The sequence below is a fragment of the Marvinbryantia sp. genome, assembly GCF_047017445.1.
In the GTDB taxonomy this organism is placed as follows: domain Bacteria; phylum Bacillota; class Clostridia; order Lachnospirales; family Lachnospiraceae; genus Marvinbryantia.
On sequence record NZ_JBKXTT010000002.1, the window covers coordinates 19,065 to 29,798 of the forward strand.

A 10,734-nucleotide genomic window follows, 5' to 3' on the forward strand; every position below is an offset into this window, starting at 1 on the left:
CAATCAACTGTTTCTAAAATATTCTAAAGATTCTATAAAACAGTAACAGTTCAGCTAAGCTGCCCTGTCACCGGCAAAAATCTACCTACAGGACCTGCCACCGGCAGTTCCCTTCGGATGCATGGCAAATTAAAATCGTTTCACGATGAAATGCATCATTTCCGCTTTCTGCCCGCTGTGATCGCATGTCTGGGACACATTTCCTGACAGCAGTAGCAGCGGATACACTTTTTATAGTCATACACCGGCGGCTCGTTTCTGCCGTTTTTGAAGTTTACCGCTTTTCCCGGCACCGGGCAATGCTCCACGCAGACGCCGCACTTCACACAAAGATTTTTGTCGATCGTCGGACGCCTTGCAAGAGACGTCATAAAATCGGAGTACCGCGAGAGGAAGGTCTGCTTCGTGCCCTGGCGATCCACCTGAAATTCACGGTTGCCAAAGCGTTCCCGAAGAGATGTCACATTGAGGCGCTCGAAGCTGTTATTGGCTTTGCCCGTCGGTTTCGTTTCCGCTTTCCCTCCGCCAGCTTCCGCTGTGGGCACTACCACCTCGATCCGGCTTCTGTGATACGTCCCGATCCCCATCGCCTCGCCCTGCGTGTTGGTCGGTACCAGCTCCGGATTCAGATACACCATCGTGCAGAATACGCTGTCGAGCGCCACCGGATCTTTTGAAAAAAGCAGCACGTTCATCGGCACCGGATCGCCTGAGCCTGGTCCGTTTCCTTCCATTGCAACAATACCGTCCATAATGTGAAGACGCGGTTTCACGCAGCGGTGGATGTCGGCGAGCATCCGCGCGAACACACTGGCATTCGGATATTTTACGTGACCTGCCGCCTTGCGGTAGCCGCAGATCAGCCCGTATACGTTCTTCACAGCGCCCGTCACCCGCTCCAGGGCGTGCGTCTTCATCTTGCAGAGGCTGATGACAGCGTCCGCCTCCGTCACCTCTTTCGCAAAATAAAATTCCTGCGCCGTCATTCCCTCCGCAAAAGGCGTACAGACCTCCTCCGCCATGTCGGCAAGCTTTGCGCCAAAGGTATTTTCCGGCGTCAGCCCGATTTTAGCCGCCGCTCCCCCACAGGAACCGTGCCCCGGAGAATCACCGTATTTCACATTCTCACACCCCGCCTCAGACAAAATGCGCAGCATAGCCCTGATCACCGCTGGATGCGTCGTCACCGCCTTTTCCGGCGCGGCGGCAGAAAGAAAGTTTGGCTTCACCAGTATTTTCTCCTGCGGCACCGCGAATTCCCCGATGCCGCCCAGCAGCTCGATACCGCTGCACATCGCGCGATACACCTTTTCTTCATCGTAAGAATCACATGGTACAACGACGACTCTCGATTTCTTTTCCTCCATTTTCCTCTCTCCCTTCCCACAGCGCACCCCATGGCGGCTGCGACGTAAACTCCATCCTCTGCCCTGTAACCGGATGAAGGAATGCCAGATAACAGGAATGCAGAGCCTGGCGATCCAACAGCCGGTAATCGGGATTATACAGGAAATCCCCGATCAGAGGATGTCCAATATGTTGCATATGAACACGGATCTGGTGCGTACGTCCTGTCTCCAGCTTCAGACGCACCAGTGAATACCCGTCTTTATATTCTACCGTACGATAATGTGTGACAGCGCGCTCTCCGCGCTGAAAATCCACGCAGCGCTCCAGCACGGAGCCTTCCCTTCGCGCGATCGGAGCACTGATCGTCCCTTCCGCCTGCGTTTTTCCCGTCACAATTGCCAGATACTCTCTGTGGATTTCCCGGCGCTTTCCCATCTCAGATAAAAGCGCGCCGCTGAGCATATTTTTCGCCACAAGCATCAGCCCGGTGGTATCCCTGTCAAGACGCGTGATACAGCGATAAACAAACGCCTCCCCCTGGCTCTGGTAATAATACGCCAGACCGTTTGCAAGTGTATTGTCAAAATTATTTATGGACGGGTGCACCGGCATATCCGCAGGCTTATCTATCACCAAAACATCTTCATCCTCATAAACAATATGCAGCTTGATCGGCATCGGAACGATATTTTCCGAGGAATCCTCCTCCTGAAGCGTCACTGTCAATTCATCGCCCATCTGCAGCCGCTCCGACGGGCGCACTGGCCGTCCATTTCGGCATAGCCCGTTTTCCGTCTGCTTTACATGCGTCAAAATGTGACGTGAAAAGCCCTGCGCGCGCAAGAACGCGGCAACGCTCTCCCCTGACCACTCTGATTTTATGTGATATGTAACTATACGCCTCATGCTTTTCCCTGCTCAACTGCCTTTTCCACCGAATTTTGTTCCCTTACTTTTTCAATCCCGGATTTTCTTCCGCCCTTACGACTCAGGTATCCTCACTTCTGACAATGTGTGCTGTACACGTCAACTGTCCTCACTTCTGGCAACGTGTGCTATACACGTCAAGTGTCCTCACTTCTGGCAATGTATGCTGTACACGTTAACTGTCCTCACTTCTGGCAACGTGTGCTGTACACGCCAACCGCATCACTTCTGACAATGTGTGCAGTACACGCTGCTGCGCCCGGCGATCCGGCTGCCGGCCAGAATGCCCCCGCATTTCGGGCAGTGCGCGCCTTTGTAACCGTACACCTGTAAATACGGTGTGTTCCGGTAATCGCTCCCCTCTCCTATTAAATAATCCTCTGCTGAAATTTCATTTTTCTCAACGAAAAACTGCATTGTGCGCGGGATTTGCTCCGCCAGGCGATCCCATTCCTCCGCCGTCAGCGACCGCGCCTCCCGCCCCGGATAAATACCGGCTGCAAACAAAATTTCATCGGAATAAATATTTCCGATTCCAGCGACAAGCTGCTGGCAGAGCAGCCAATCCTTGATCGTCTTTCTGCTGCTTCCCGCCTTTTCGCAGAGATATCCGGCAGTCAGTCTCTCGTCAAATGGTTCCGGCCCGAGCGTTTCTATTCCGGTAAAGTCATCTTTTTCATCCTTTTTAAGATACCACCAGCGCCCAAAACGCCGCATATCCATAAATCGAAGCTCCTGCCCGTTATCCAGTGAAAGGATAAGATGTGTGTATTTCTTCTCCGGCGTATTCTCCGGCAGTACCAGAAGCCGCCCGGTCATGCGCAGGTGCACGACCGCCCGCGCTCCGTCTGCAAATACGATCTGCAGATACTTGCCGCGTCTGCACAGCTGCCCGACCACCGCTCCGCAGACCTCCTGCGCGAACTGCTCCGCCTGCGGGTGCGCCACTACCTCCGGGCGCAGGACAGATAATTTTGTCACTGTCCTTCCTCGAAGCTGCGGCTCCAACACCCTTCTGATCATTTCTACTTCCGCTAATTCCGGCATTATCTCCTCCTGTATTTTTCCATTCTGCGCGGTACTGCTTGTATTCTACACAGCACTGTTTGTATGCTGCGCGGCATTACCTGTATCCTGCGCGGCACTGTTGGTATACCGCACGCATTACCTGTATCCTGCGCGGCACGGTTTGCATGCTGCACGGCATTTCCTGTATCTTTCGCGGCACTGTCTGTATACTGCGCTCATTTTTCCCGCAATAAGGCGCCCGGCACCACAGCACCACACTCTGCACACATGCGTTTCCGAAATCTACGCCCGCCGCTCCCGGCACACGCGCTCCTTCGGCGCAAGGTTACATATAATAATAGAAGCGAACACCAGAAGCATCCCCGCCGCCTGCCACGCATCCACACGATCTTTAAACAGTACAATGCCGAGAATGGACGCCATCACCGGCTCCACAGAGGCGAGAATGGACGCCGTTCCATTTTCCACATAAGACAATCCCATTGTGTAGACAAAGTAGGGAATTACTGTACTCAAAAGCCCGAATACCAGCGAGATACCCGCATGCACGGCATCCGCCGATACTGCCTGCCAGACAGCTCCCATGTCCGCAAACGGCAATACGCCGACAGACGCAAACGTAAATGTGTAAAAAAGGATTGTCAGCGGCTGATATCCGCGTTCCAGCGCATAGCGGCTGAAAATGGAGTACAGGGCATATCCAAAGCCCGCTCCGAGGCCGACCAGCAGGCCCGTCGGCGTCAATGTGTGACCATTGCCAACAAGTCCTGCCACAAGCGCGCAGCCTGCAACCACAAAAACCAGCGCAGCAAGCTTCGCCGGTGTGATTCTCTCATGAAACAGCACTGCTGACATCAGCACCACCATCACCGGTGCAGTGTACAAAAGTACGGCTGCCACCGGCATCGAGGTTTCCATAATTGTTCGAAAATAACAATAGTTAAAAAATACGATACTGCACAGCCCGGTTCCCAGAAAACACCAGATATCACGCAGACGGATTCTCAAAAGTTCTCTTTTAAAAATGAGCAGGATCAAAAACATGCAGCACATTGTTACAAAAGAACGCAGCGCCACGATCTCAAAGCTGGCAAGTCCCCAGGTATTCAGGGTGCGCACAAAAATCCCCATGCTCCCCCAAAGGCATCCCGCCAGCAAGATCAGAAACGGCGCTGCTTTCTTTTTTATATTATTTTTCTCCATGTCCGGCTCTCCTCATATAAATATCACTCATCGCATTTCTTTTCTATTTGAAGCTTCCTTCACTGCGATTTTATTATTACTGTTCGCTCCGTTCACAGCAACCTTCGCAAATCCATTTAAAATTCACTCCCCGAATGGGATTTGCCCACGCTTGAATCACGTTCTCACGCCTCAAGCCCACAGGACTAACTTCGCGTCGCAGCAAGTGTTTGAGACTGGCGTGAACAGAAATATTTTATCATATTTGTATGTGCCGCGCAACTCGAATACAAAAGTAGTATACCATCTATGTTGCTGTAAAAAATAAAAATCTTATGCTGTAAAAAATAAAAATCTTATGCTGTAAAAAATAAAAATCTTATGCTGTAAAAAATAAAAATCTTATGCTGTCAAGCATTTTTGAAAATGTCCCGAAAAAACTGAAACATTAGCACCGGTTTTCCGGTGCTGATTTCATATGGCTACGTGGCAGATGTCCTCTGGAAGCTTAGGGCTCTGCCCTAAGAACCCGCAAGGGACCTGTCCCTTGACCCATAATCGGGCCCTGCCCGAACCCGCCCCGCAGGGGGCAGGAGAAAGGGCATATATCCTTTCTCCTTAGAAACAGCGTTTTCCGTGAGGCTTATCTCAAGAGACTTTCGCGGCATAACGGGGCCCCAACCCCATTATTCCACGGTTCTCCTGACAACGCCTCCGCTCCCTGTTCCTTCCGCCTTTTTTCGGGCGATCTCCTCACGGATCAGCCGTTTTACGGCTCCCTGTTTTGACGGCTGTTCCCAAAACCAGCGGATGATATCAAGGTCTGTGCGGAGGTTCAGTTTTAAGTAAATTCCCTGTGTATGTTCTTTATCATATTTTTTCTGTGCTTTTGTATGCGCTTCGATGCAGTCGATCCAGTCCCTCATGTGATCTCTCCTTTCGGTAGGTATATACCTATCATCTTTTTCTGCTGCTTTTTATGCTGGAACGTCATCCATTAGATGGTGCTCCTGTGTCTTTACGAATTTCTGGAAAGTTTTGCTGCGCCAGGGATGGCTCATTGGCGGAATATAATGTCTTTTTGCTTTGGGCGGCTGATAGTCTGCATCCAGATCCCGGGATCTTTCCATATGTTCGGGGATCTCCTCCAGTGCATGGACATCCTTGTCATTGACACAGCAGAAAAGGCTTCCGTCAAAAGCCTGGATAACCATTATTTTTGTGCCTTTGCGGTAATGTACCTGTTTCCCTCTGGCGTCCAGCATCCGGTAATGGCGGTGCCGGAACTGGATCGCATGCCCGCAATCCACGGTCCGTTCTGTCAGGACAGCGAGAACCAGGTTGATTTTTTCATTTTCCGGTTGCGTTTCAAACACAGATTTGATACCATTAAGGGGAAGCGCGAACTTCTCATTGAATTCTTTTATGTATGAGTGGAGGAATTCATTGGCAGCATCTATGGTCGTGATCCCTGCTAATCGTAATTCGATTGGCAGGCGCGACTGTAGTGTCTGGTTGAGGCGTTCTACGCGGCCTTTGGCCTGCGGGACACTGCTGGATTCCAGCTGAACACCAAGCTGCTTGCAGGCATAAGCGAATTGGGTATAGGTATCCTCATCAAGAGATGGGGAGTTTTTCTTTTTATAGGTAAATACCGTACGGCGGTCTGTGAAGATCCTGTAAGGGATGCCGTAGGTGGTCAGGATCTGGTGGAATACGTGATAGTAGCCCTTTAAGGTTTCCTGCGTGTCAAACCAGGCTCCGGTGACCCGGCCGGTAGCATCGTCAATAGCCAGGTGGAGGTGCCATACCTGCCCGGGGATCCATTCATAGGGAGTTGCGTCCATCTGCTGCAGTTCCCCAAAATAAGCACATCTTGGACGTCTTGAATGAGCATCTTCAACCGCTACGAGATTGGTTTGGAGCACAGCGGCTTCTTTCAGGCTGCAGGCACTTTTCTTTTTATCCTGAAGCTCCTTTTCCATACGCTTTTTCTTGGCCTTTGTAACTTTCGGAGAAAGAATATATTTACTTTCCAGGATCTTAGCTACAGAAGAAGGTGAGACGCAGATGTGTTCATGGGCCTCAAGGAGTTCTGAATAATGCTGGAAATTAGCATCAAAATATTTTGTAAGGTAGAGATCGATGATGCGATTGCGGGTCTCGTCAGGGATGCTGGTGGACGGTTTACGTCCCCTATTGCCATGGATAAAGAAAGCCTTTCCTTCTTTGCGGTATCCAGCCAGCATACGGTTGATATGGCGTTTGGTGCAGCCAAGGGTGAGGGCAGCCCTGTCCTTATTCCCATCCGGGTGATCTGCCAGAGATTTGATCACTTCGTATTTTTTCTGTTCATCCATTGTAAGTATTACCTTTCTGATAATGATTTCCTCCAATCTAAAATAGATAGAGGATATTTTACCACATCCGGGACATTTTCATATGTGGTATACTAGGACATTATCATAAATGGCTTATATATGCTGTAAAAAATAAAAATCTTATGCTTGACAACCCTGTGAGAGTATGGTAATATTTCATACTGTAGCGAGCAATCGCGCAGGCTGATGTGGCACAGGTGGTAGCGCACCTCATTGGTAGTGAGGAGGTCACGGGTCCGAGTCCCGTCATCAGCTTTTGTAAAGTCCGGTGTTGACCGGGCTTTTTATTTTTATAAAAATCTATATAAAAATAGCAGTCAACCACGAAAGATTAACTGCTTATTTCCATAAACCCTGTATTTTATTGCTATTGCTTTGCGTGGACATTTAATTGATATTCTATATCACGTCCGCCGTACATGACACGGATAACGGTTACGATACGTTTTTCTGTATCAGCGATATAGCAAACTACATAATTGTCAATTGGAAAGATACGTAAGCCACGGCTATACCACGGTTCTTTTTCGTACCTCTGATAGCGTTCTGGCATTTCTTCCAGACTTATGATACCCTTTTCCAGCCTGTCAAGCTGTCCGCCGGCATTTTCCGGTGACAGCAGTTCAAAAGCGATATATTCATAGATTGCCCTCAAATCGCTATCAGCCTGTTCCGAAATCTCCACAGTAAATATCATAATCCATAATCCTTACGAATATCAGCAAAGGCTTTTCTTGCGTCCTTTGTACGCCCGCTTTGCATATCCGCATATCCTTTCTCCAATTCCTCATGGAATCCCGCTTCTGACAAAACGCTTATATCAACAGGTTTTTCAGAGGGCAATTTTACTTCAAAAGGAAGCCCTTTCTGTAAGATAATCTGTTTATAAAACATATTGATAGCGTTGGAAGCAGGAATCCCAAGTGCAGCTAAAATGCTTTCTGCTTTTTCTTTTACTTCTGGCTCAATTCTTGCATAGAGATTCGCTGATTTTGCCATAATGTTATCGCTCCTTTCCTAAAGACGTTACGTTTACATCCCCATTATACGCTATTGTCCGTACATTAGCAATACTTTTTTAAACTCCGATAATCTTAAGGAACAGCCACGCTACAGCTCATTTAATACCCGGTAAAAATCCCCCAGCTCCAGCGGCCGGTAAAAATAGTATCCCTGAATCATGTCCCCGCCCATTTCACGGACGATTCGCACCTCTTCCTGCTCCTCCACGCCCTCGGCGCAAACCTGCTTTCCAAACTGATGGCAGGCAAAAATAATCGCTTTAAGAAAGTTCTGCTTATCCCGTGATTCAATGATCCCTTTTAAAAGTGACCGGTCAAGCTTCACTACATTTATGGGATATTTAATCAGAATTCCCATAGAAGAATAACCGCTTCCAAAATCGTCGAGAGCGACAGACATGCCCAGCCTCCGGCAGCCGTCTATAAATTTCAGCAGTTTCTCCGGGTGGGTATCAAAATGGTTCTCTGTAAGCTCCATAATCAGATTATGCCCGTCAATCCGGTATTTTCCGAGCACCTCCGCCATAAATGAAATAAAGCCCTCGTCCATAATCTGCAGATAGCTCACGTTAAAAGACAGATGAAAATTCCTGTTCTCTACAATAATTCTGGCGCAGTGTCTCACTGTCTCATGAAATACCCAGCGTCCGACTCTGCTAATCAGCCCCTTCTTCTCCAACAGCGGGATTAAAACATATGCCGGGACATCTTTTCCCATATATTTCCATCTCAGCAGTACCTCGCCGCCCTCTGCTTTTCCGTCCGCTGCCGATACAATCGGCTGTATCACGATGCGGAAATTGCAGCAATCATTCAGTACATCCTCATTTAAACGCAAGATCAACCCTGCGTCTTCACGGTATTTATCAATCGTGTGAACGGAATAGCTGATGTAATCCGTCTGCACATCCGACTTTGCTATTTCAATAAAGCTGATTATCTTCTCCACCAGCAGTTCCGGAGCGTCAATATCAGACGGATAATGAAATACGCAGAAGCTGCTTGGAACATTTACAAGTACCTGCCGCTTCCGGAAATGATATTTCACACTTTCCCGCAGCTCCGCAATCAAGCTGTCCACCGGTTCCGTACACTCCGGTTTCACGATTACCATAAAGGATACGCCGTCCAGACGGTAAAACCACGCCTTATTTGACAGACGGCTTTCCCAGAACATCGATATTTCCTGGATAAGATTGTCCGCAGCAGCCCTGCCCTTCGTCTCGTTAATTTCCATAAAATGATTCAGCCCGATTCCAATTACAATCGTGTGTTCGCCTCTCTTCTGAAGCATTTCAAGCTTATTCACAGCCGCATTTTCCCTGGGGTAGCTCGTAATCGGATCAATCAGGAATTCCTGTCTGGAAACAAACCCGGCAAAATAACGCGGATGATCCTCTTCATCCCGGTATAGCTTTCCCCGGCAGTGAATCCACAGAAGCTTTCCTTCTTTATCATAGACGCGGTACTTAAAATCATGCTCCTTCTGGTTTTTATTCCAGATTTCCTTTATATCCCGGCGGTAAGATTCCAGATCCTCCGCGTGACATATCCTTTTCTCCCATTTTGTCAGCAAATCATAGACAACATTGCTGTCGAAGCCAAACATCTTGCGCATATTATCCGTTATGTAATAAATATTGGTCCGCAAGTCTCCAATATACAGACAGATAGGCGAATCCGCCATCTCTGTCGAGTCAATCAGCGGACCAATGCCATCCGGATTCTGCTGCAGAAATTGCTGCAGCGTTTCCACGGATTCCTGCCGGAAGCTGATGCCTCTCGCATCATCTGGAGTCCTTTTGCGCTTCCCCTCCATGAAATCCATTTTTTCGTAATACTCGCTTTTATTTTTATACATCTCGCGCTCAGCTTTCGCGATAAGCGCCGGAAGCGCCATTTCCAGCAGGCAGCTCCACGAGGTGCCGACTGCAATGTGACAGTCCTCCCCGGAAATTATTTCCTTCATTCTGCGGCATTTTTCCATAAACATCTGCTGCTCCATGTCAATGCAGATGACCATGAATTCATCCCCGCCCATCCGGTATATCAGCTCCCCGCCGAATTCTCTGCACAGCAGTTCATAGCAGCGGCGGATAAGAGAATCGCCCGCGGCATGTCCGAACAGGTCATTCTCCCTTTTCAGCCCTGTAATATCCCCGTACACAATGCCGACCTTTATATCCCCAAAAAGCTGCTTCTCTTTTTCTTTATACGCATTTCTGTTCAGCGCGCCGGTGAGCTGGTCATGGTGGCTGACATACGTCAGCTGGTAAGATAAATCCCGTCTTTTTAAAAGCGAAACGACAAAGTATCCCATCACCCCGAAAAATGATACGATCATCGGCATCTGATTCTGTCCGGGATTATCCGTTCCCAGGAAACCAATAATCTCTCCTTCGGATTCTAACGGACAAACCGCCAGAGACCGGATGCCCTGCGGTTTTAAAGCGGCATATACCGACGGATGGCTTTCCCGGATCGTCTCAAGTTCCTGAATAAGCACCGGGCGTTCCTCGCGGAAGGTGTCCATCCACCATTCTAACGTCTCCTGCGGCTCATTCTGCAGAAACTCCTTCTGCGGAGCTATGCCGGGAGCGCACCATTCATAGGTATTACTAAATGTGTTATTCCTGCTTAATTCAAAAATATAAACCCGCGCACACTGAAACTTATTTCCCACATAAGAAAGCAGCTGGTCAAAGGTTCCCTGATAAGTCTCCGCCCCAAGCGCACACTTTAAACACTCATTTACGATTGTCTCTATGGAAGTATCCATACTTTGCATTTCGCAATAATCCATATGCCGCTCCTTTGTAATGTATTGTCGTCAGATGAATTGT

Annotated in this window: 9 protein-coding genes and 1 tRNA gene; 1 reads left to right on the forward strand and 9 read right to left on the reverse strand. The window is 48.8% G+C overall.

Annotated features, from left to right (window positions below; genetic code table 11):
* Positions 1-155: 155 nt before the first annotated feature.
* The 6 genes from ACLU9Q_RS02140 to ACLU9Q_RS02165 form a co-directional block, all read right to left on the reverse strand.
* Positions 156-1,367 (reverse strand): DUF362 domain-containing protein, encoded by a 1,212-nt coding sequence (locus ACLU9Q_RS02140; RefSeq protein ID WP_412624595.1) that lies wholly within the window; start codon positions 1,365-1,367, stop codon positions 156-158.
* On the reverse strand, positions 1,327-2,256 hold the full coding sequence (locus ACLU9Q_RS02145; protein ID WP_412624596.1) for an RluA family pseudouridine synthase: 930 nt from the start codon (positions 2,254-2,256) through the stop codon (positions 1,327-1,329). Before ACLU9Q_RS02145 ends, ACLU9Q_RS02140 begins: the two co-directional genes overlap by 41 nt.
* A 243-nt stretch (positions 2,257-2,499) precedes the next feature.
* On the reverse strand, positions 2,500-3,324 hold the full coding sequence (gene mutM / locus ACLU9Q_RS02150; RefSeq protein ID WP_412624597.1) for a bifunctional DNA-formamidopyrimidine glycosylase/DNA-(apurinic or apyrimidinic site) lyase: 825 nt from the start codon (positions 3,322-3,324) through the stop codon (positions 2,500-2,502).
* A gap of 264 nt (positions 3,325-3,588) precedes the next feature.
* Positions 3,589-4,509: a DMT family transporter gene (locus tag ACLU9Q_RS02155; RefSeq protein ID WP_412624598.1), complete on the reverse strand. Its 921-nt coding sequence runs from the start codon at positions 4,507-4,509 to the stop codon at positions 3,589-3,591.
* 665 nt (positions 4,510-5,174) lie between these two features.
* On the reverse strand, positions 5,175-5,414 hold the full coding sequence (locus ACLU9Q_RS02160; protein WP_412624486.1) for a hypothetical protein: 240 nt from the start codon (positions 5,412-5,414) through the stop codon (positions 5,175-5,177).
* Positions 5,415-5,465: 51 nt separating this feature from the next.
* Positions 5,466-6,848 (reverse strand): ISNCY family transposase, encoded by a 1,383-nt coding sequence (locus tag ACLU9Q_RS02165; RefSeq protein ID WP_412624485.1) that lies wholly within the window; start codon positions 6,846-6,848, stop codon positions 5,466-5,468.
* A 203-nt stretch (positions 6,849-7,051) separates the two neighbouring features.
* On the opposite strand from ACLU9Q_RS02165, the gene ACLU9Q_RS02170 reads away from it, so the two are divergent.
* Positions 7,052-7,124 (forward strand) — tRNA-Thr (locus ACLU9Q_RS02170).
* A gap of 112 nt (positions 7,125-7,236) precedes the next feature.
* Here the strand turns inward: ACLU9Q_RS02170 and ACLU9Q_RS02175 are convergent.
* The 3 genes from ACLU9Q_RS02175 to ACLU9Q_RS02185 all read right to left on the reverse strand — a co-directional run bounded on the left by ACLU9Q_RS02175 (position 7,237) and on the right by ACLU9Q_RS02185 (position 10,694).
* Positions 7,237-7,566, reverse strand: coding sequence for a type II toxin-antitoxin system RelE/ParE family toxin (locus ACLU9Q_RS02175; RefSeq protein WP_412624599.1), 330 nt, complete (start codon positions 7,564-7,566; stop codon positions 7,237-7,239).
* A complete protein-coding gene (locus ACLU9Q_RS02180) occupies positions 7,563-7,871 on the reverse strand; it encodes a type II toxin-antitoxin system RelB/DinJ family antitoxin (RefSeq protein WP_412624674.1) in 309 nt (102 codons plus the stop codon). Before ACLU9Q_RS02180 ends, ACLU9Q_RS02175 begins: the two co-directional genes overlap by 4 nt.
* 108 nt (positions 7,872-7,979) lie before the next feature.
* Positions 7,980-10,694 (reverse strand): EAL domain-containing protein, encoded by a 2,715-nt coding sequence (locus tag ACLU9Q_RS02185; protein ID WP_412624600.1) that lies wholly within the window; start codon positions 10,692-10,694, stop codon positions 7,980-7,982.
* Between the last annotated feature and the right edge of the window lie 40 nt (positions 10,695-10,734).

Coding starts and splice junctions, on each gene's coding strand:
- ACLU9Q_RS02160 (WP_412624486.1), bottom strand. CDS start 5,414: ATGAGGGACTGGATCGACTGCATCGAAGCGCATACAAAAGCACAGAAA.
- ACLU9Q_RS02175 (WP_412624599.1), bottom strand. CDS start 7,566: ATGATATTTACTGTGGAGATTTCGGAACAGGCTGATAGCGATTTGAGG.
- ACLU9Q_RS02185 (WP_412624600.1), bottom strand. CDS start 10,694: ATGGATTATTGCGAAATGCAAAGTATGGATACTTCCATAGAGACAATC.
- ACLU9Q_RS02155 (WP_412624598.1), bottom strand. CDS start 4,509: ATGGAGAAAAATAATATAAAAAAGAAAGCAGCGCCGTTTCTGATCTTG.
- ACLU9Q_RS02165 (WP_412624485.1), bottom strand. CDS start 6,848: ATGGATGAACAGAAAAAATACGAAGTGATCAAATCTCTGGCAGATCAC.
- ACLU9Q_RS02140 (WP_412624595.1), bottom strand. CDS start 1,367: ATGGAGGAAAAGAAATCGAGAGTCGTCGTTGTACCATGTGATTCTTAC.
- mutM (WP_412624597.1), bottom strand. CDS start 3,324: ATGCCGGAATTAGCGGAAGTAGAAATGATCAGAAGGGTGTTGGAGCCG.
- ACLU9Q_RS02145 (WP_412624596.1), bottom strand. CDS start 2,256: ATGAGGCGTATAGTTACATATCACATAAAATCAGAGTGGTCAGGGGAG.